General features: G+C 72.4%; 16 protein-coding genes. 6 read left to right on the top strand and 10 right to left on the bottom strand.

Features of this window, described 5'->3' with window-relative positions:
• Window positions 1–148 precede the first annotated feature (148 nt).
• Both ACIP94_RS19545 and ACIP94_RS19550 read right to left on the bottom strand, forming a co-directional pair.
• The gene (locus ACIP94_RS19545; protein ID WP_402426666.1) at window positions 149–1,024 is read right to left on the bottom strand and encodes a Cof-type HAD-IIB family hydrolase; all 876 of its coding nucleotides are present in this window, start codon (window positions 1,022–1,024) and stop codon (window positions 149–151) included.
• Window positions 1,025–1,119: 95 nt separating this feature from the next.
• The gene (locus ACIP94_RS19550; protein WP_402426668.1) at window positions 1,120–1,242 is read right to left on the bottom strand and encodes a hypothetical protein; all 123 of its coding nucleotides are present in this window, start codon (window positions 1,240–1,242) and stop codon (window positions 1,120–1,122) included.
• Window positions 1,243–1,535: 293 nt separating this feature from the next.
• On the opposite strand from ACIP94_RS19550, the gene ACIP94_RS19555 reads away from it, so the two are divergent.
• On the top strand, window positions 1,536–1,958 hold the full coding sequence (locus tag ACIP94_RS19555) for an STAS domain-containing protein (protein WP_402426670.1): 423 nt from the start codon (window positions 1,536–1,538) through the stop codon (window positions 1,956–1,958).
• Between the two features lie 286 nt (window positions 1,959–2,244).
• Here ACIP94_RS19555 and ACIP94_RS19560 read toward each other — a convergent pair whose 3' ends face one another.
• From ACIP94_RS19560 to dnaK, 3 genes are all read right to left on the bottom strand, one after another.
• Window positions 2,245–2,679, bottom strand: a complete 435-nt coding sequence (locus ACIP94_RS19560) for a protease inhibitor (protein ID WP_402426672.1) — start codon at window positions 2,677–2,679, stop codon at window positions 2,245–2,247.
• Between the two features lie 551 nt (window positions 2,680–3,230).
• On the bottom strand, window positions 3,231–3,785 hold the full coding sequence (grpE, locus tag ACIP94_RS19565; protein WP_402426674.1) for a nucleotide exchange factor GrpE: 555 nt from the start codon (window positions 3,783–3,785) through the stop codon (window positions 3,231–3,233).
• A 2-nt stretch (window positions 3,786–3,787) separates the two neighbouring features.
• Complete coding sequence (dnaK, locus tag ACIP94_RS19570; protein ID WP_402426676.1) at window positions 3,788–5,650, bottom strand: molecular chaperone DnaK; 1,863 nt, start codon at window positions 5,648–5,650, stop codon at window positions 3,788–3,790.
• A 445-nt stretch (window positions 5,651–6,095) separates the two neighbouring features.
• Between dnaK and ACIP94_RS19575 the strand changes: the two genes are divergently transcribed.
• Window positions 6,096–7,685 (top strand): purine-cytosine permease family protein, encoded by a 1,590-nt coding sequence (locus tag ACIP94_RS19575; RefSeq protein WP_402426678.1) that lies wholly within the window; start codon window positions 6,096–6,098, stop codon window positions 7,683–7,685.
• Window positions 7,685–8,365, top strand: a complete 681-nt coding sequence (locus tag ACIP94_RS19580) for a cyclase family protein (RefSeq protein ID WP_402426680.1) — start codon at window positions 7,685–7,687, stop codon at window positions 8,363–8,365. Before ACIP94_RS19575 ends, ACIP94_RS19580 begins: the two co-directional genes overlap by 1 nt.
• Before the next feature lie 40 nt (window positions 8,366–8,405).
• Here ACIP94_RS19580 and ACIP94_RS19585 read toward each other — a convergent pair whose 3' ends face one another.
• Window positions 8,406–9,572: a helix-turn-helix domain-containing protein gene (locus tag ACIP94_RS19585; RefSeq protein ID WP_402426682.1), complete on the bottom strand. Its 1,167-nt coding sequence runs from the start codon at window positions 9,570–9,572 to the stop codon at window positions 8,406–8,408.
• Between the two features lie 117 nt (window positions 9,573–9,689).
• Between ACIP94_RS19585 and ACIP94_RS19590 the strand changes: the two genes are divergently transcribed.
• Together ACIP94_RS19590 and ACIP94_RS19595 are read left to right on the top strand one after the other, a co-directional pair.
• On the top strand, window positions 9,690–10,859 hold the full coding sequence (locus ACIP94_RS19590) for a lactate 2-monooxygenase (protein WP_402426684.1): 1,170 nt from the start codon (window positions 9,690–9,692) through the stop codon (window positions 10,857–10,859).
• Window positions 10,856–11,833, top strand: coding sequence for a 2-hydroxyacid dehydrogenase (locus tag ACIP94_RS19595; protein WP_402426686.1), 978 nt, complete (start codon window positions 10,856–10,858; stop codon window positions 11,831–11,833). The genes ACIP94_RS19590 and ACIP94_RS19595 overlap by 4 nt, the downstream gene beginning before the upstream one ends.
• A 59-nt stretch (window positions 11,834–11,892) precedes the next feature.
• Here ACIP94_RS19595 and ACIP94_RS19600 read toward each other — a convergent pair whose 3' ends face one another.
• The 3 genes from ACIP94_RS19600 to ACIP94_RS19610 all read right to left on the bottom strand — a co-directional run bounded on the left by ACIP94_RS19600 (window position 11,893) and on the right by ACIP94_RS19610 (window position 15,007).
• Entirely contained in the window at window positions 11,893–13,581 is a 1,689-nt protein-coding gene (locus ACIP94_RS19600; protein ID WP_402426688.1) for an RICIN domain-containing protein, read from the bottom strand.
• Window positions 13,582–14,380: 799 nt separating this feature from the next.
• Window positions 14,381–14,758, bottom strand: a complete 378-nt coding sequence (locus ACIP94_RS19605; RefSeq protein ID WP_402426690.1) for a toxin Doc — start codon at window positions 14,756–14,758, stop codon at window positions 14,381–14,383.
• A 3-nt stretch (window positions 14,759–14,761) separates the two neighbouring features.
• Entirely contained in the window at window positions 14,762–15,007 is a 246-nt protein-coding gene (locus ACIP94_RS19610; RefSeq protein ID WP_402426692.1) for a hypothetical protein, read from the bottom strand.
• A gap of 247 nt (window positions 15,008–15,254) precedes the next feature.
• Between ACIP94_RS19610 and ACIP94_RS19615 the strand changes: the two genes are divergently transcribed.
• Entirely contained in the window at window positions 15,255–17,672 is a 2,418-nt protein-coding gene (locus tag ACIP94_RS19615) for a SpoIIE family protein phosphatase (protein WP_402426694.1), read from the top strand.
• Here the strand turns inward: ACIP94_RS19615 and ACIP94_RS19620 are convergent.
• The gene (locus ACIP94_RS19620; RefSeq protein WP_402426696.1) at window positions 17,657–19,603 is read right to left on the bottom strand and encodes a ricin-type beta-trefoil lectin domain protein; all 1,947 of its coding nucleotides are present in this window, start codon (window positions 19,601–19,603) and stop codon (window positions 17,657–17,659) included. The two genes, ACIP94_RS19615 and ACIP94_RS19620, sit on opposite strands and share 16 nt — an antisense overlap.
• Window positions 19,604–19,789: the final 186 nt, after the last annotated feature.

Raw genomic sequence — 19,789 nt, forward strand, 5'->3', positions numbered from 1 at the left:
CGATCGGTACGACCCTCGACGAGCGGACCACGTGCCGGGAACTGGCCGCCTGTGTGTGCGCCCGGCTGTGCGACGCCGCCGTGGACCTGCTGCCCCAGGACGTACTCCTTCGAGGCGCGGGAAACGGGTGCCGCGGGACCGCGCCGGCTCAGAGGGTGGGCAGACGCAGCAGACGGGTGATCGTGCGCAGTACGCCGTTGTCCGTGTGGGCGGGCGCCAGGTGACGGGCCCGCCGGATCACGTCCGGGTGGGCGTTGGCCATGGCGAAGGACCACTCGGCCGCGTCGAGCATCTCGAGGTCGTTGAGGTAGTCCCCGAACACCAGCGTCTGCGCGGGCGTGACGCCCAGCTCCCGCTGGAGCCGCCGTAGCGCGGCGCCCTTGTTGGCCGTTGCGTTCATGATGTCGACCCAGTGCGCGCCCGAGACGACCACTTGGTGCGTCGAGGTGAACGGCTTCAGCGCGGGGGCGGTGGTCCGCTCCACGGGGCCGAAGTCGAAGAGGGCGACTTTCAGGAACTCGTCCTCGACGGCGGTGAGGTCCTCCACCGTCTCCAGCAGGGTGTAGTACCGCTTGGCCTCGGCCACGAACACGTCGTCGGTCCGCTCCACATAGGCCGACCTCTTGCCGCACAGCACCGCCCCCACGTCCACACCGTCGGCGGCGAGGCGGCGCGTGGTGGAGACGACGCGGTGGGCCACCGGCGCGTCCAGCGGGTCGGAGGCGAGTTCGGCCCCGTCGCGCACCACATAGGTGCCGTTCTCCGCGACGAAGACCATTCCGTCGCGCGCGTCGGCGAACTGCTCGGCGAGCGTGGCGTACTGGCGGCCGCTGGCCGGGCTGAACAGCACGCCGCGCCGGCGCAGTTCGGCGAGGAGCGGCCACAGGCCCTCGGGTATCCGCCCGTCGCCGTCGAGGAGCGTGCCGTCCATGTCGGTGACCACGAGCCGGATGTCGACGGGGTCGCTCGGGAGATCGGGGGCGATCCCGGCGGTGGCGAGAAGTGGCGAGGGCGTGGAGGACATGTCCTGCTTTCTGGTGGAGGCGAGGGGATGCCGGTTTCCGCTGAGGCGAGGGGGTGCCGCACGGCGGGTGCGGAGGCCGCGTGCGCGCCGGAGGGTCAGTCGCTCCGGGCGTGGGTGCGCAGGGCGGCGCGGGCGTGGGGCGGGGTGACGGGGGTGGGCTCCCGCATCGGGGCCGTGCCGGCTACGGCGGCCCCGGCGGGCGCTCGGTGGATCTCCATCTCACCTCTTGCGGGTCGGATCTGTGGTCCTCGGCGCCGTTGCCTCGTCGTGGCCCCATCGTAGGAGTTCCTGTTTCCCGACCGACGGTCCGGGTCCGGGTGCGAGATGAGCGTGCGGCAGCCGAAGCGGTGCATGGCTCAGCCGCCACCTGCACCTGTCAAGACATCAATATGTAAGTTCACCTGGTCGAGTGAACTAGATCTTGCCGGGACGGCCGCAGGGATGTTTTCGCCCGGGGCGGGGTATTTACGCAGATCAAACGTCATACTCCCCTGCCGAGGAGGAGCCGGCCATGTCCTCCGAGCCGGTGGCGGCGAACCCCTTCGCTCGCAGTTACACCCTCGGCCCGTACACGGTGGTCGAGGTGTCGGGCGAGATCGACATGGCGACGGCGGGCTCGGTGGCCGAGCATCTGGAGGCGGCCACGGGCCGGCCCTCGCCCGATGTGCTCGTCGATCTGCGGCCGGTCGTCTTCTTCGACTGCTCGGGCCTGCGCGCGCTGTGCCGGGCGGAGACCCGGGCCCGGGAGCGCGGCGGGCGGCTGCGCCTGGTCTCGGACCGGCCCCGCCTCCACCGACTGCTGCGCGCCGCGGGCCTGCTCAGACGCTTCCCCCCACTCGCCGTCCTGCCCGACCCCCGTCCGGAGCCGCCGGAGGGGCCGCCGGGGGCCGGAGGGCAACCCCCGCCCGGAGGGGAGGGGCGCGGTGCGGGCTGACGTCCGGGGTGAGTGACACCGGAGCCGCGCACGCGCAGAACCCACGCAGGACCCACGCAGAACCCACGCAGGGCGTACGAGGTCGTATACGACTTCGCCCACCGCTGCGAACCGCGCGCGGTGGGCTGTGAGTCCATCGAGAACACAAGATGTGGGGACCGGCCGGACGGCCCCACTCCTTCCGGCCGGCCCCCGCCGCGAGATCTCACGGTCGCCGCGACTGGGCTTGCACTCCCCAGTTACAGGCCCACGGTCCACGCTCGCGGTGGCCGCGCGATCCCGGTCCTCAGAACGCGAAGATGGCGGTCCCGTAGGAGCTCTTCACGCACTCGTTGGCGAAGGTGCGTTCGTAGTCGATGCGCTTGCCCTGCCACACGCCTTGCACCGTGACGACGACGGGGTCGAACAACTTGGTACAGAAGACGCCTTCTCGGGCCCGCAGAGCATTGAGGTCGCCGTCGACGGCCCGCAGATCGGCGCAGGCGTCCGCGGCGGCGGGGTGCGTGCCCGAGGCGGCCGGGGCGCAGTTCAGCGTGACCGCGCGCTGCGGCGTGGCCGTGGCGGTGCTCTGCCCGTGGCCCGTGGTCAGGACCAGGGCCGAGGGGGCGTACAGGGAGGCGGGGGCGGCGTTCGGGGCGGCGATCGCGGACCCCGCGATGGGTCCGCAGACGGCGGTGGCCGTGAGGGTGAGGGTCGCTGCCCAGCGCGCGGTGTTCGGCATTGTGTGCATCCTTCCGCTCGTATCGAAGTGACGTTTCAGCTTCGGCAGGTACGTGGGCCGGAGCCGTGACGTCCGGTGCCGGTTCGGCGAGCGGGAGTCTGCCGAGTCCGCGCCGGAAACTCACATCGACCCCCCGGGTTTCGGTAACTTTGAGTATTGAATCAGTGGCGTGAAGTCACGGAATTCCCACGCTTACCTTCCGAAACTGCGCCGCTACAGCGTGTCCGGGGTCGCTGGCTGGCCGGTTTCCCACGGCTCGGCAATCGGCCTGAAACATTCCGGTTACAGGATCCGGTAAGCGCTGTCTTCTCCTGCCGCCCACAGGCCATGGAGCGCGACTCCGAGTGGGGCCCTCAAGTCCGCCGCCGACGATCCCGGCCCCGGGCCGGAAGTCACCTTGGCCCACGGCCGTAGCGGCCGTGGATCAAGACGGCGGATTCCCGGGGCATCGGCCCCCGCCACAAGCGGCCGAGCCGCCTCGCCACGGCCCCCGCCACAAGCGGCCGACCCGCCTCGCCACGGCCCCCGCCACAAGCGGCCGACCCGCCTGGCTACGGCCTCCGCCACAGGGCGGCAGGGCCTCCTCCCCCTGGCTCCGGCCGCACGGTCCCGCCGAGGCCCGCCCTGGTCCATCCGCCGCCCACGGTGCCGCCCGCTGGGGGCGGTCCGGTGACCGTGACGCGCGCGGGGCGCAGCAGCCGGTCACCCACCCGGTACCCGGGGCTGAGGATCTCGGTGCAGACCAGGCACTCCGCATCCGCGGCGACGACGTGCGTCACCGCCTCATGGCACGTGGGGTCGAAGGGTTCGCCCTCCTCCCCGAACGACTGAAGACCCAGGGTGCCCAACTGGCTCCCCAGCACATCGACGACGGCCCGGAGACCGGATGGCATGGCCTCCTCCTGCCTTCGGGCCGCCTCCACGGCGTCGAGCACCGGCAGCAGTGCCCGCAGCACGTTCTCCGTCGCGATCTCGCGCACCGCCATACGGTCGCGCCGCACCTGCTTGCGGTAGTTGTCGTACTCGGCCTTCACCCGCTGCAGGTCGGCGGTGCGCTCGTCCAGCAGACGTCGCAACTCCGTGCTCTGCGGCTGGATGCGGTCCACGATCAGCCCGCCCGCGAGGTGTCGTCGTCATCCACGATCTCGGCGTCCACCACGTCGTCGCCGTCCTTGGCGCCGCCGTCGGCCGCGCTCTGCTCCCCGGCCGTGCCGCCCTCGGTCCGCGCCCGCTCGTACAGGGCGCTGCCGATCTTCTGGGCCGCGGCGGCCGCCTTGTCCAGGGCCTGACGGATCTCCGCGGTGTCCTCGCCCTTCAGCTTCTCCTTCAGCTCGGCCAGCGCGCTCTCCGTCTCGCCGCGCGCGTCCCCCGGGATCCTGTCCCCGTTGTCCTTGATGAGCTTCTCGGTCTGGTAGACGAGCTGCTCGCCCTGGTTGCGGGTCTCGGCCGCCTCGCGCCGCCTGCGGTCCTCCTCGGCGTGCTGCTCGGCCTCGCGGACCATGCGGTCGATGTCGTCCTTCGGCAGCGCGGAGCCGCCGGTGACGGTCATCTTCTGCTCCTTGCCGGTGCCGAGGTCCTTCGCCATGACGTGCATGATGCCGTTGGCGTCGATGTCGAAGGACACCTCGATCTGCGGGACACCGCGCGGCGCCGGCGGCAGACCGGTCAGCTCGAACATGCCGAGCTTCTTGTTGTACGCCGCGATCTCACGCTCGCCCTGGTAGACCTGGATCTGCACGGACGGCTGGTTGTCCTCCGCCGTGGTGAAGATCTCGGACCGCTTGGTCGGGATCGTGGTGTTGCGCTCGATCAGCTTGGTCATGATGCCGCCCTTGGTCTCGATGCCGAGGGACAGCGGGGTCACGTCGAGGAGCAGGACGTCCTTGACCTCGCCCTTGAGGACACCGGCCTGGAGCGAGGCGCCGACGGCCACGACCTCGTCCGGGTTCACGCCCTTGTGCGGCTCCTTGCCGGTCAGTTCCTTGACCAGCTCCGTCACCGCGGGCATCCGGGTCGAGCCGCCCACGAGGATCACATGGTCGACGTCGGAGATCTTGATCCCGGCATCCTTGACCGCCTGGTGGAAGGGGCCCTTGCAACGGTCCAGCAGGTCGGCCGTCAGCTGCTGGAACTGGGCCCGGGTCATCTTCTCGTCCAGATGCAGCGGACCCTCCGACGAGGCCGTCACATAGGGCAGGTTGATGGTTGTCTCGGAGGAGCTCGACAGCTCGATCTTGGCCTTCTCCGCGGCCTCGCGGAGCCGCTGCACCGCCATCTTGTCCTGGGACAGGTCGATGCCGTACCCGTTCTTGAACTGCTTGACCAGGTGGTCGACGATCCGCTGGTCCCAGTCGTCGCCACCGAGGTGGGTGTCGCCGTTGGTGGCCTTCACCTCGATGACTCCCTCGCCCATCTCCAGGAGCGACACATCGAAGGTGCCGCCACCGAGGTCGAAGACGAGGACCGTCTGGTCGTTCTCCTTGTCGAGTCCGTACGCCAGCGCGGCCGCCGTCGGCTCGTTGATGATCCGCAGGACGTTCATCCCGGCGATCTCCCCGGCCTCCTTGGTGGCCTGCCGCTGGGTGTCGTCGAAGTATGCGGGCACCGTGATCACCGCGTCGGTGACGTCCTCGCCGAGGTAGGCCTCCGCATCCCGCTTCAGCTTCTGCAGCACCCGGGCGGAGATCTCCTGTGCGGTGTACTTCTTGCCGTCGACGGTGCCGCTCTCCGGGAAGCGCCAGGACTGTTCGCCCATGTGGCGTTTGACGGAGCGCGCGGTGCGCTCGACGTTGGTCACCGCCTGCCGCTTGGCGACCTCGCCGACCAGCACCTCTCCGTTCTTGGCGAAGGCCACGACCGACGGCGTGGTCCGGGCGCCCTCGGTGTTGGTGATGACGGTGGGCTCGCCGCCCTCCAGGACCGAGACCACCGAGTTCGTGGTGCCGAGGTCGATACCGACCGGACGTGCCATGGGGGATCTCCCTCCTCGTCGTCCCTCGTTGTCCGTTCTCGTCAGACGCCGCGTTCTTTCCGCGCCGGTCCGTCGCGACGCCCCTCCAGGCTGCGGTTTTGTCCTGATTTCCTCACCTGCCTGAATAAATCTTGAGTGCCCTCTTGTCAAGGCGATTCCTGCCGAACCGACGGCACTTTCATGGTCCGCTCCGATCGGGCGGACGTCGATCGGGGCGCTTCTCCGCACCGGGGAGACACACCGAGGAGATATGGAGGAACCATCCACCCGACGCGGGAAAGGTGGAGAAAACGTCCTCTGGTGTGGACCGTGCGGGACGCCGTACCGTCTGCACACCCCCAGCGGACGGCCCCGTCTCGCCCCGCGCACCCCTGCGGTGGCCCGGTGCCGTCCGGCCCACCGCGCCATGAACGCGCTCCGCCGCCCCTCCCCCGCTGGAGCTCCGTTGCCCGAGAACCCTGATTCCTCCCCCGCCGCCGCTCCCCCGTCCCTCACCGAGGTGGAGACCTACGGCGTCGAGCGCATCCCCGACGCGGACCGCACCGCGACCCCGCTCGATCTGTTCCGGGTCGCCTTCGGCGGCGCCAACACCTTCTCCACCTGCGTCCTCGGCGCCTTCCCGATCCTGTTCGGCCTCTCCTTCTGGCAGGGGCTCGCGGCAACGCTCCTCGGTGTGGTCGCGGGTGCGCTGATCCTGTGCCCGATGGCGGTGTTCGGTCCGGTCAACGGCACGAACAACGCGGTCTCCTCCTCCGCCCACCTCGGCGTGCACGGCCGCGTGGTCGGATCCTTCCTCTCCCTGCTCACGGCCATCGCGTTCTTCTCGATCTCCGTGTGGAGTTCGGGCGACGCCCTGGTCGGCGGCGCGCACCGGCTCTTCGGCCTCGAGCGCGGCACGCTGTCGTACGTCGTCGCCTACGCGCTGTTCGCGGGCCTGGTGCTCGCGGTGTGCGTCTACGGCTTCCGGTTCATGCTGTTCGTCAACAAGATCGCGGTGACCTCGGCGACCGTGCTGTTCCTGCTCGGGGCGATCGCCTTCGCCGGGGACTTCGACCCCTCGTACGCCGGTGTCTTCACCGCCTCGGCCGACCCCGGGACCAAGGCGCTGTTCTGGCCGTCGTTCATCGGCGCGACGCTGATCGTGCTGTCGAACCCGGTGTCGTTCGGCGCGTTCCTCGGCGACTGGTCGCGCTACATCCCCGCCGGCACGCCACACCGCAAGGTGGTCGGCGCCGCGTTCCTCTCGCAGATCGCGACGCTCCTGCCCTTCGTCTTCGGGCTGGCGACCGCGAGCATCATCGCGAAGCAGGCGCCGAAGTACGTCGCCCCGTCGGCCCCGGACTTCGTCGGCGGCCTACTCGCCATCTCACCGGCCTGGTTCTTCCTGCCTGTGTGCCTGCTGGCACTGATCGGCGGCATGTCGACGGGTACGACATCGCTGTACGGAACGGGCCTGGACTTCTCGTCGGTCTTCCCGCGGCTGTCCCGGGTCCAGGCGACGCTGGTGGTCGGCGTCCTGTCGATCGCGTTCATCTTCATCGGCCGTTTCGGGCTGAACCTGGTGCAGTCGATCTCCACTTTTGCCACGATGATCATCACCTGTACCACTCCGTGGATGGTCGTGATGATGCTCGGCTTCTACACCCGGCGCGGCTGGTACGACCCGGACGCGCTGCAGGTCTTCAACCGCCGCCAGCGCGGCGGCCGCTACTGGTTCACGCACGGCTGGAACTGGCGGGGCATGACCGCCTGGTGGGTCTCCGCCGTGATCGGCGTGCTGTTCACCAACATCCCCGGTCAGTTCGTCGGCCCGCTGGGCAACCTGGCAGGCGGCGTCGACATCAGCCTGCCGCTGTCGCTGGCCGTCGCCGCGATCCTCTTCCTGGCGCTGCTGCGGCTCTTCCCCGAGCCCAGGGCGGCGTACGGGCCCGAGGGCGCGCGGCTGGCCCGTACCGTCGAGGCGCCGATCCCGCCGATCACCGGGCCGGGCGCGCCGGAAGAGAGCGCTCCGGCGCTCGTGGCCGAGGGTGGCTGATGGACACCTGGCTCGACCTGTCGGTGCCCTTGGTCACCGGGATGCCCGTCTATCCCGGTGACCCGCAGGTAGAGGTGGACCGGGCGCTGCGGGTGGCGACGGACGGCGTGAACGTCCTGCGCCTGCACCTGGGTTCGCAGTCCGGGACGCATGTGGACGCGCCGTACCACGTGAACTCGGGGTGGCCCGCGCTGGACGCGCTGCCGCTGGAGCGGTTCACGGGGCCGGCCGTGGCGGCGGACGTGCGGGGCCTGCCCGCGCGGACGGCGATCACACCCGAGCTGCTCGCCCCCGCGCTCAGTCTGCTGCGGCTCCAGCCGGGCGCGATCCTGCTGCTGGCGACCGGCTGGTCGGCCTACTGGGGAACCGAGGCCTACAGGGACCATCCCTGGCTGACGCCCGAGTCGGCGCAGGCGATCGTCAACGCGAGCGTCCGCACGGTCGGGGTGGACGCGCTGAGCGTGGATCCGTACGGCGACCCGGACCTGCCCGCCCATCGGGTGCTGTGCGGCGCGACCGGCGTGATCGCGGAGAACCTCACCGGGCTCGACCGGGTCCTGGCCGCCCAGCGCGCCGGCCGCCCGGTGGAGGTGTATCTGTTCCCCCTGCACCTGCCCGGCTCGGACGGCGCCCCGGTCCGGGCGGTGGCCCGGGTCGGCGGTGCGGCGAGGTACGCGTAGAGGCCGGCCGCGAGGCCCCGGGCCGGCGGTGGCGGCCGGTTCAGCTCCTGATCGTGCGGGCGAGGTCCAGGGTCAGGCGCTGCCAGGGGTCGCGCGGGTCGCGGGAGGTCAGGGCGTGGATCCGGCGCAGCCGGTAGCGCAGCGACTGCGGGTGCAGATGGAGCGCGCGGGCGGCCGCGGTGGCCGACCCCGCCTCGATGTAGGCGGTCAGGGCCTGGAGCAGATGGCGCTGGTCCGGCTCGGTCAGCGGGCCGAGGACGAGATGGGCGATGTGGTCGGGGGTGGCGGCCGGGCGCCCGGCGAGCAGGGCGAGAAGGTGGGCGTCGGCGTCCGTGAGGACACGGCCGGGACGGTGGGCGTGGGCGGGCGCCGTGTCGAGGGCGTCGGCGGCGAGCCGGTGGGCCACGGCGACCCGGTCCAGGCCCTCCCCGGTGATCGCGCAGGCCCGCCAGGCCCGCTCGTCCAGGGCGGCCGGCGCCCGCTGCACCGCCGCCTGGGGCAGCAGCAGCACGGCCCGGGAGCCGCGGACCGTCGACAGTGAGGTACGGCCGTCGCCGAGCGCGGCGAGCAGTTCCGCGGCGGCCTCGTACGACATGTCGGGGCCACCCTCGGTCGTCGGCTCGGCCACCAGCAGGCAGTAGGCGTCGGGGAGGTGGACGCCCAGCCGCGCCGAGCGGTCCGTCAGCGCTCCCGCCGAGGCGTGCCGTCCCGCGATCAGGTCGTCGAGCAGCAGTCGCAGTGCCCGGTCGCGGTCCCCGGCGAGGTCCTCGGTGGTGGCCGCGTAGGCCGTGGCCACCTCCTCCGACAGCGTGTCCAGTGCCGTGAGCAGCACCCGGGCGAGCGCGAAGCCGTCCGTCGGCGTGAGGTCCCCGGCCCGGGCGGCGACCTCGTCGGTGAGCACGGTCGCCGCCACCCGGTAGGCGCGCAACACCGCCTGCACGGGCCGGCCGTCGGCCGCGCGGGCCGCCGCGATGCCACGGAACCGGCGCAGGTCGGAGGGGGCCAGCGTGCCGTCGGTGGCCCACAGCCGCAGCAGCCGGTCCACCCCCCAGGCGGCGATGGCCCGCACCTCCGTGAGCCTGCCGTCGTCGAGCGTGGCGTACACCGGCACCTGGTCGTGGACGGCGGCGACGACCACCTCCACGAACCGCCGGTCGGCGAGGAGGTCGTCCCGGACGCGGCTGCGGGCGGGCAGGGGCTCGTTCATCACAGGGTGATGATGGCAGCCGCCCGTTGTGCGCACCACAGTGGACGGGCCTTGTCAGGGTCGCCAGGATTGTCGTCCTACCACGCGGTCTCAGGGACGAGAGGCGGAACGCAGGGGATGACACGGCACTGGGCGGACTTCCAGTACGAGATCTATCTGAACGGCATGACGGGCGCCGTGCCGCGGCTGCCCACCGATCTGACCCGGCTGGAGGAGCTGACCGAGCAGCGGCTCGGGCCGGGACCGGTCGGCTATGTGGCCGGCAGCGCGGGCAACGGCAGCACCGCACGGGCCAATCGGGCCGCGCTGGAGCGCCGCCGGATCGTGCCGCGCATGCTGAGGGATGTGCACGAACGGGATCTGTCCGTCGAGGTGTTGGGGCGGCGGTTGCCGGCTCCGCTGGCCCTGGCGCCGGTCGGTGTGCTGTCGATCATGCATCCGGACGCGGAGCCGGCGGCGGCACGGGCCGCCGCCGCACAGGGCGTGCCGTACATCCTGTCCTCGGCCTCCAGTACGCCGATGGAGCAGGTGGCCGAGGCGTCCGGGGACGGGGAGCGCTGGTTCCAGCTCTACTGGGCCAAGGACCGCGAGGTCACCCGAAGTTTCCTGGCCCGGGCGAAGGCGGCCGGGTTCACGGCCCTGTTCGTCACGCTCGACACACCGCTGCTGGCCTGGCGGCCCCGGGACCTGGATCAGGCGTACCTGCCGTTCCTGCACGCGGTGGGCACCGCCAACTACTTCACCGACCCGGCGTTCCGGGCCGGTCTGGCCAAGCCGGTTCACGAGGATCCCAACGCCGCCGTGCTGCACTTCGTGGGCATGTTCGCGGACCCCGGCAAGACCTGGCCGGACCTGGCGTTCCTGCGGGAGAACTGGGACGGGCCCATCGTGCTGAAGGGCATCCTGCACCCGGACGACGCCCGCCGGGCCCTCGACGCGGGGATGGACGGCGTGGTGGTCTCCAACCACGGCGGCCGGCAGGTGGCGGGTTCGGTGGCGGCCGCGGACGCGCTGCCGCGGGTGGTGGAGGCGGTCGGGGACCGGCTCACCGTGCTGTTCGACAGCGGGATACGCACCGGCGACGACATCTTCAAGGCGCTCGCGCTGGGCGCGCGGTCGGTGCTCGTGGGACGGCCGTACGCCTATGGACTGGGGCTTGACGGGCAGGCGGGCGTCGAGCACGTCATCCGCTGTCTGCTCGCCGAGTTCGACCTCACGCTCGCCCTGTCCGGGCACGCCCGCCCCGCGACCCTCGGCCCCGCCGATCTGATCGAGGAGACCTCGTGACCGACCTCAAGAACGTCCTGGCCGTCGTCTCGCCCCATGTCGGCGGGCGCACGGCGGGCTCCGCGCTCTCCGCCGTCTTTCCCGGCGAGGCGAACGTCACCGTGGTGGAGCGGCCCGACGAGAACCCGGAGGCGTTGCGCGCGGCGCATGTCATCGTCACGGGGCTCGCCCCGGTCACGGCCGAACACATCGCCGCCGCACCGGAGTTGGAGCTGATCCAGTGCGCGAGCCATGGCTTCGACTACGTCGACCTGGACGCGGCGCGCGCCCGGAACGTGCCCGTGTGCAACATCGGCTCCAGCGGCGCCGAGAAGCAGAACGTGGCCGAGCAGACCTTCGCGCTCATGCTCGCCCTGGCCAAGCAGTTGGTGCCGGCGCACACCGCGCTCGTCGACGCCGACTGGGCGCTGCCCCGCCTTCAGCAGTCCATCACCGAACTGTCCGGCAAGACCCTCGGCATCGTCGGACTCGGCCATATAGGCGAGGAGGTCGCGCGGCGCGCGGTGGCCTTCGACATGACCATCGTCTACGCGGGCCCCGAGCGCGTGGACGCGGAGACGGAGGCACGCCTCGGCGGGGCGCGCCATGTCCCGCTCGACGAACTGCTGCGCACAGCGGACTATGTGACGCTGCACGCACCGCTCACGGAGGCGACACGGCGGCTGCTCGACGCCGACCGCCTGGCCCTGATGAAACCGACCGCGTTCGTGATCAACACGGCGCGGGGCGCCCTGATCGACCAGGAGGCCCTCGCGGACGCGCTGGAGCGGGGCACCCTGGCCGGGGCGGGCCTCGACGTCTTCGACCCCGAACCGCCCACCGCGGCCCTCAGGGTGCTCAAGGCACCGAACGTGGTGCTGTCCCCGCATGTCGCCGGGGTGACCCGGGAGACCCTCGTACGCATCGCCCTGGCGGCGGTGCAGAACGCCGCCGACTTCCTGACCGGGAAGGAGCCACGGGACGTCGTCTCCTGATGGTCTCCCAGGGGTCCGGCGCGCCGTGGGATGGCCACGGCCCGCCGGTGCCAAGGGGCTCAGAGCGTCGTCGTCAGACGCGCGGGCGAGAGCGCGGTCGCCTGCGGAGGCAGGGTGCCCGCGGGATCGGAGGCACGCGGAACCCGGGTGGTCGGCCGCTCGCCGGTCCCGGCGATCGACAGCGACCGGGGCGCCGCCGACGGGCCGTCGGTCGTCCACCGCTGGACGTCGGAGTCATCGCGGGTCCGGACGACGACGTCGGTGTCCGGGTCGGTGCTCGCGGGTGCGACGGCGAGGTTGTCGCCCCTGCGCGGCAGCAACTCGCCCCGTACGGTGAGGTCGTAGCGGACGTCGTCGGCGCCCGCCTCGTCCGCGTCGACGCACCGGGCGAGCGACACGACACCGTCGGCGGCACGGGAGTCGAGGCAGAGCCCCGGGTCGGCGACGCTGCGCAGCAGACCGTCGCCCTCGTACGACCACTGCTGCGTCCACGCGGACGAGCACGCCGCGAGCCGGGTGTCCGCGCCGGCCCGGACCGTGCCGCGGACGTCCAGGCAGAGGCCGGCGGCGACATTGCGCAGCCGGGTCCGCTGCGGGGCCACGGACTGTCCGGCGGTGCCGGGCGGTGACGCCGGGCCGGGACCGGCCGAGAGCCTCGAGTTCCTGCCGCTCGCGCTGGTGGAGGCTACCGGGTCGGCACCACCGTGGTCCGACCACATGCCGGCCACCAGAAGCGACGCGAGCACGGCGGCGGCGATGAAGCCGACACCCGTCAGCAGCGCTCTGCTGTTCCGCTGGTCCGCCAGGATCCGGCGGCCCTGCCCGGGGATCCGGGAGAGCAACCGGTGGCGCCGGCCGCCCGCGTGTCTGCCGCCCGGCCCCGTCCCTGTCCGGGCGGCCGCGCCGGCCGCCGTGCGGCCGGGCCGGGACTCGAGATAGCGCCGTGCTCCCCAGCCGAGGACCGCTTCGGCGAGCAGACCGCCGAGTCCGCCCTCGAAATGGCTGAGCTGTTCCGCGGCGGAACGGCAGTAGGGGCATTCGAAGAGGTGCTGCTGCACGTCCGGCAGCAGCGCGCCTCCACGGCGCAGCGGGACGTCGAGGAGCCGGTTGTGGAAGCGGCATGCGTCGGTCGGGGCGAGTTCTCGGTGGGCCCGTACACAGCCGGCCCGGAATTGCTCACGGGCCTGCTCCAGCGCCCCCGCCGCGGCCCCGGGGCCCATGCCCAGCAAGGCTGCCGGCACGGAGACGTCCTCTGCCTCGACCTCGGTGTGCCACAGCAGGCACTGGTCCAGTTCGGGAAGCGCCTGGAAGGCGCGCCGGGCGAGGACCCGGTTCTCGGGGGTCAGCGACTTCGCGGCACGCATACCCCGGCCCCCCGCGGGCTTTCTCAGCTGGCGCAGAACCCCCGATATCCGCTCGTCGGCCGCCCACTGCCCGACCGTGTCCCGTACCGCCACGAGGATCCGGGGCCGCAACGCGCCCGCGAATCCGGAGCGCACGAGCTCGCCGAGGATCCGGTGGAAGGCGGTGGCGGTCACCATCGAGGCGACGTCCGCCGAGGAGGCGAGGCAGACGACCGCGTACTCGTGCGCGGGCTGCCAGTGCCGCGCCATCAGCAGTGCGACCGGCTGGGTGACCTCGCCCACGGGCCGGCCCCTGAGCCGGGCGGCCAGGACCTCGTCGGATTCCCCGGTGGCTGGAACGGGGCGAGGAGGATGGGGCGGACGCGGGGGGTGGGGGGTGCGCACTGAGCGGGTTCCTTCCAAGGCACAAGGCGGCACACGTGGTTCGGGTCGCCGAAAGGGCCCGTGCGGGTGGGGTCCATTGCGGCGCAGGCGCCGGGTACACGGCACGGGGAAGGCCGCACGACGGCCGCCGCGTGATGAGCTTTGTGAGCTCGTCGGCGGCCCGAAACGGAGAGCGGCGATTCCGAGCGGCCGTGGCCCCTGCGCGGAAGGTCACCTTCGCACACGTCACTCAGGGCCAACAAGGCGCTTGAACAACATCGGTACCAGGGAAAGGACGGGCGGGTGCCAGGGCAACTCCGCGCGTTCGCACCGGCTTTCGACTCGCCCCGCACTCCGCGTGCCGGTAATCCCCGCACCCCGTCCGCGGATGCTCCCCGCCTCCCGACTGCCGGTAATCCCCGCGCCGCCCGTGCCGGTAATCCCCCGCACCCCGTCCGCGGCTGAACCCCGCCTCCCGACTGCCCGGCAATCCCCGCGCCGCCCGTACCGGCAATGCCCGCGCCGCCGAGCACCGGCATTCCCGCCGCCCCGGAGAACGCCATTCCCCCGCGCCCCGGTCACCGAAATTCCCCGGGCCCAGGTGGCGCCTTTCCCGCGCCCCGTGTGAACCGCGCGCCCACACCCGTACCGTACGCACGCTCCCGGCGCGGAAAGCGCCGTAGTGCACTGGGAAACCGGCCCCTCCGCTCGGGCCCCGCACGGGACGGCGGCTCTCCCGTGCGAGACGGCCGCCGACCCCGTTCCCCCCGCCCTCGGTCGGCGGCCCGGGGCCGGCCCGGGGCTGCGGGACGGCCAGGGGTCAGATCTGCCAGGACCGCAGCCGGTCCGCCGCCCCGTAGACATCGGTCTTGCCGGAGATGAGGTCGCGGGCGAGGTCGACCAGGGCGCCGTACGGCGGGTCGATGCCGACGCCACTGACGAACATGTACGCGACCGCCGTGGCACAGGCGAAGCGCGCGTTCGCCGACGGCAGCGGCTTGAGCAGCGCCAGCGTGTGCAGCAGGGCGGCGGCGCGCCAGGCCGGATCGGAGTCCACGCCGAGGCGGGGCGGGTCCACCCGGTGGCGGGCGACCGCGGCGACCAGCGCGGAGAAGTCGTTGATGACGGGCTGGTCGGGAAGGACCTCTTCGTGGCGCTGAAGCAGCCAGGGCACGTCGATATGGAGGATGGAGGCCATGGGTCAGGCGTCCTGCCGCTCACCCTTCACGGGCGGCTCGTCCTCGGGGAAGGCCGCCGCGAACTCGTCCGCGTGCCCGGCGAAGAACCGGCGGAATGCCTCGGCGCCCTCCTGCAGGGCCCGGTGCCGCGCGATGTCGGCCGCGGCTGCCTCGCGCACCAGGGCCTTCATCGACGTCCCGCGCTCCTTGGCGATCTGTCGCAGGTCCTCTAGCTCCCGATCACTGAACTCCACGTTGAGGGCTGGCATGTCCCACACGGTACCTGCCGGGTACTCGGCGGTAAATACCCGCAGGTGGGAAGAGGGTGAGAGGGGTACCGGAGGCGGGTGAAGGGCCATCGTCCCGGCGCCACGGGAGCCGGCGGGCGGGCCGGCGAGGCGGTCGGCGCCGTGCCGGTCGCGCCGCCATGCACTTCGCGGGTAGGGAATCCGGCCACGGACTAGGCTGGAACACGAGCGATGCGCTTGTTCACCGAGTGTGCGCAAGGGAGTGGCGATGAGCCCGGTCCATCCCCCAGGCGAAGCCGCCACGGCTCGGGCAGTCATCGATGAGAACGGCATCCTGGTGCACTGGAACGAGGACGCGCGCCGACTGCTCGGCTACGGGCCCGGGGAGGCCGAGGGCCGCCCCGCCGCCGATCTGCTCGTCCCCGGCAGCCCGGTACCGGGGCCCGAGCCGGACGGCACCCGCTGGAGCGGCACGGTGGAGCTGCGTCACCGCGACGGCCGCACCCTGCCCTTGTGGCTGCTGGCCCATCACCGTCCGCAGGAGCACGGCGGCGCCTGGCTGGTCGTCACCCCTCTCGGCGGCCTGGACCGCCTGCTGGAGGACGACCGGCTGCTGCGCACGGCGCTGGCCTGCTCGCCCTGCGCCCTCGCCGTCTTCGACGAGAACCTGCGGCTCCATGCCTGCAACGAGGCGATGGCGGACCTGGTCGGACTCCCGCGGGAGCGGATCCGCGGTCTGCGGCTGGCGGAGATCAGCGGCAGACCGGAGAGCGAGGACCTGGAGGGCCAGGCCCGCGAGGTCCTGGAGACCGGCCGGAAGCGGGATGCTTACACCTATCGGCGCAGTGGTGGCGAGAGCCTGGCGCATGCCTGGCTCGCCCGGTTCGCCCCGCTGGTCGACGATCACGGCCGGGTGTGCGGGGTGTGCGTCACCGCGCACGACTTCACCGAACAGTATCTGGCGCGGGAGCGGCTGCAGTTGGTCAACGAGGCCAGCGTCCGGATCGGGACCACCCTCGACGTGACCCGCACGGCACAGGAGCTGGCCGACGTGTGCGTGCCCGCGCTCGCCGACTTCGTCAGCGTCGATCTGCTGGAGCTGCCGGAGGAGGGCGCCCGGGCCGGGCCCTCCTCGGTCACCGCGCCGGTCACGCTGTGCCGCGTCGCCCACCAGTCGGTCACCCCCGGCTGCCCGGAGGCCCTGGTCCAGCCCGGCCGGGTCGGCCGGTACCCCGCCTCCTCCCCTCAGGCATCCTCCCTGGTGGCCGGCCGGACGATGGTCGCCACGAACATCGCCACGACGCTCACCGAGTGGCTCGAATGGGACCGGGCCCGCGGCAGGCGCGTCCGTGAACTCGGTGTGCACTCCACGATGTCGGTGCCCATCCAGGCCCGCGGCGGGACGTTCGGGGTGGCCGTGCTGCGGCGGTTCCGGCGGTCGGACCCCTTCACATCGGACGACGTGCTGCTCGCCGAGGAGATCACGGCGCGGGCCGCCGTCTGCATCGACAACGCCCGGCGGTTCGGCCGCGAGCGCGAGACGGCACTCGCGCTCCAGCGCAGTCTGCTGCCCCGCAGTCTGCCGCGGACCGCCGCACTGGAGGCGGCCTCCCGCTATCTGCCGGCGGCCCGCGCCGGTGTCGGCGGCGACTGGTTCGATGTGATCCCCCTGTCCGGGTTGCGGATCGCCATGGTGGTCGGCGATGTGGTCGGACATGGTGTCCAGGCCTCCGCCACCATGGGACGGCTGCGCACCGCCGTGCGGACGCTAGCCGACATCGATCTGGCGCCGGAGGAGCTGCTCACGCACCTCGACGATCTCGTCACACGCATGTCGCAGGAGGTGGGGCTCGAGGGCGCGAGCGGTGAGGTGGGGGCCACCTGTCTCTACGCCGTCTACGACCCGGTCTTGCGTCGGTGCACGCTCGCGCGGGCCGGCCATCCCGCTCCTGTGATGGTGCCGCCGGGCCAGGCCGCACGGCAGATCGAGCTGCCCGGCGGACCGCCCCTGGGACTCGGCGGGGTGCCCTTCGAATCGACCGAGGTCGACGTGCCCGAGGGCACGGTGCTCGGTCTGTACACCGACGGGCTGATCGAGAACCGTGAGCGGGACATCGACACCAACCACCGGCTGCTGTGCTCAACCCTCGCCGGATCCGCGGCCGGCCCGGACTCGCTGGACGACACCTGCGACCGGATCCTGCACACGCTGCTTCCCCCAGGCGGTGTCCCGGACGACGTGGCCCTGCTGCTCGCCCGCACCCGCGGGCTGCCCTCCGCACAGGTCGAGACCTGGGAGGTCCGTGCCGATCCGGCACTGGTCGCAACGGTCCGCAAGCAGGTCGTCAGGCAGCTGGACCTGTGGCGGCTGAGCGAGGCCGTGTTCACCGGCGAGCTGGTGGTCAGCGAGCTGGTCACCAACGCCATCCGCTACGGCGAGCCTCCGGTCCGGCTCCGGCTGATCCATGACGACACCACGCTGATCTGCGAGGTCTCCGACGGCAGCCACACCGCCCCGCATCTGCGCCGGGCCCGGACGTACGACGAGGGCGGTCGCGGTCTGCTGCTGGTTGCGCAGCTCGCCCAGCGCTGGGGCAGCCGCCACACCACCGACGGCAAGGTGATCTGGGCGGAGCTGAGTGTGGTGTCCGAGGCGGCGGCCGATCCCGGTCAGTGGCCGCCGTAGGGCCCGGACGGACCCCGGCCGTCGTGCCCGCCCCAGCCGTGGTGGCCGCCCCAGCCGCCGGTTCCGTCCGAGCAGCCGTCTCCGCCCCGGGAGACGGGCCGGTCCGAGGCCCGGGTGCCTTCCGGCGGGGTGACGGTCGGCGTCGGTGTGCCCGCGCTCGCCGGGGCCGCCGCGCGGGAGGGCTGGGCGCTGTGGGTCGTCGGGGCCGTCGACGCGGTCACCGCGCCCCGGTCGGCCGTCTGCATCCGCAGCGTGTTCGAGGTGTCCGCGTGCCAGCGCTGGGTGTCGTCCCCGGTCCGCGGCTTGAGCACGAGCCCCGCGTCCCGGGCGGAGGAGGCGGGGGCCAGGGCGAGGTCCTGGTCCCAGCGCGGCACGAGCGCGCCCTGGAGGGTGAAGTCGTAGCGGACGTTCATCGCCGCCGGCCCCAAGGCCCCCGCGCAGGCGGTGAGTTGGACCGAGTAGCCGAGGTGGGAGTCGAGGCACAGATCCGGCACGGCGGCGCTGCGCAGCAGTCCGTCGGTCTGATACGCCCACTCCTGGGTCACGGAGGACGCGCAGGACTGGAGCACGGCCTCGGCGCCGACGACCGCCTTGTCCTGGTCGAGGCCGATACACAGGCCGCTGTCCTCGTTACGCAGGCGGCCCTCGAAGGCGCCGGTGGGCACGTTTGCGGCGGCACCGATCAAGGAGGGAGATCCTGAGCCGCTCGTCCCTCCCGGGCTGGGCTCACCGGACGGCGTGCCCCTGCCGGTCGCGGCACCCCCGCTCGACCTGGCGCCGGACCACACGGCCAGCGGGATCAGAGCGAGTGCGCTCACCGTGGCCACGGCGAGGACGACGTGCCGGCGCTGTGGTGAGCGCCGGGTGGCCTTGCGCGCGGCGGTGGAACGCGGGCCCCCGGCGCGCGGCGCGGCGGGCGGTGAGAGGTGGCCCGCCGGGGCGTTCGGCGCGGTGGCGTCCGGATCGCCGGGACCGGCCGGGCCGGCGGCGGCCGGGAGGTCGGCGGCCGTGGGCCGGGGGCGGATGTCGGCCGGGTCGATCAGCGGCTCCCCGCCGACGAGGGGCGTCACGGGCGGCGCCGGTGCCGTGGTTACCGCGCCGCGCTCGTTCCTCGTCTCCGGGTAGGTCTGCGCTCCCCAGCCGAGCACGCCCTCCGCCAGCAGCAGCGGAAGGCGGCGGTGGAAGCCCTCCAGCTGCTCAACGGCGTGGTGGCAGTGGGTGCAGCCGTCGACATGACGGCGCAGGTCGGGATCGAGGACGGCGTCCTCCCGGCGCAGGGAGACGTCCAGCAGACCCGCATAGCGACGGCACTCCTCGTCGGGGGCGGACTCGCGGTGGACGTGCAGAGACGCCTCGCGCAACTGCTCGCGTGCCCGGCCCAGCCGTACGGCGGCGTCGTCCGTGTCCATCCCCAACAGAGCGGCCGGTACGGCGAGTTCCTCGTGTTCGACCTCGGTATGCCACAGCAGACACCGGGCGGGCTCGGGGAGCCGCTGGAAGGCACGGGACACCAGCCGGCGGGTCTCGGGCGGCAGCAGCCGCGCTGCGGCGCGTTCGCCGCTGCCGGGGTGGGAGCGCAGGTCGGGGTGCAGCAGGGCGTGCCGGTGGTCGGTGTCCCATTCCCCCGCGAGGCGCCGGATGGTGACGAGCAGTTGGGGCCGCCACGCAGCCGTGGGCCCGCCCTGCCGCGCGGAGTCCTCGAAGAGCCGGGTGAACGCCGCCGTGGTGAGCATTCCGGCGGGATGGGCCCCGTCCGTGCACAGCCGGGCGTAGGAGAAGGCGGCCTCCCAGTGGCGGTCGAGCAGTTCGCCGACCGGATGGTGAACGGGCCTCTTGCCGGCGGACTTCTTCAGCTCGGCGGCGAGCTGTTCGTCCGTCGCCTCGTACGACGGGAGGGAGTCCGGGGAATTCCGCTGAATCCCGCCTTGCACGTCCACGTTCCTCCAAGCCCACACGACAGTTCTTTGGTACATACCAATGGAGGCACCGCCCGACCGGTCGAACACGGGAAGTGGCCCCGGAGATTATTCGCATGCCGCAGGAATGGTCCGCGCGTCGACGGTGACACCTTTGCACAGGTCGCCGAGCGCGAACAAGACAGGCCCTCACTTTCCCAT

The organism is Streptomyces sp. NPDC093261 (assembly GCF_044753645.1).
Taxonomy (GTDB): Bacteria; Actinomycetota; Actinomycetes; order Streptomycetales; family Streptomycetaceae; genus Streptomyces.

What these genes read in the sequence shown, in the direction of transcription:
- ACIP94_RS19545 (WP_402426666.1), bottom strand. Translation starts at nt 1,024, where the DNA reads ATGTCCTCCACGCCCTCGCCACTTCTCGCCACCGCCGGGATCGCCCCC.
- ACIP94_RS19550 (WP_402426668.1), bottom strand. Translation starts at nt 1,242, where the DNA reads ATGGAGATCCACCGAGCGCCCGCCGGGGCCGCCGTAGCCGGCACGGCC.
- ACIP94_RS19555 (WP_402426670.1), top strand. Translation starts at nt 1,536, where the DNA reads ATGTCCTCCGAGCCGGTGGCGGCGAACCCCTTCGCTCGCAGTTACACC.
- ACIP94_RS19560 (WP_402426672.1), bottom strand. Translation starts at nt 2,679, where the DNA reads ATGCCGAACACCGCGCGCTGGGCAGCGACCCTCACCCTCACGGCCACC.
- dnaK (WP_402426676.1), bottom strand. Translation starts at nt 5,650, where the DNA reads ATGGCACGTCCGGTCGGTATCGACCTCGGCACCACGAACTCGGTGGTC.
- ACIP94_RS19580 (WP_402426680.1), top strand. Translation starts at nt 7,685, where the DNA reads ATGGACACCTGGCTCGACCTGTCGGTGCCCTTGGTCACCGGGATGCCC.
- ACIP94_RS19585 (WP_402426682.1), bottom strand. Translation starts at nt 9,572, where the DNA reads ATGAACGAGCCCCTGCCCGCCCGCAGCCGCGTCCGGGACGACCTCCTC.
- ACIP94_RS19590 (WP_402426684.1), top strand. Translation starts at nt 9,690, where the DNA reads ATGACACGGCACTGGGCGGACTTCCAGTACGAGATCTATCTGAACGGC.
- ACIP94_RS19605 (WP_402426690.1), bottom strand. Translation starts at nt 14,758, where the DNA reads ATGGCCTCCATCCTCCATATCGACGTGCCCTGGCTGCTTCAGCGCCAC.
- ACIP94_RS19610 (WP_402426692.1), bottom strand. Translation starts at nt 15,007, where the DNA reads ATGCCAGCCCTCAACGTGGAGTTCAGTGATCGGGAGCTAGAGGACCTG.
- ACIP94_RS19615 (WP_402426694.1), top strand. Translation starts at nt 15,255, where the DNA reads ATGAGCCCGGTCCATCCCCCAGGCGAAGCCGCCACGGCTCGGGCAGTC.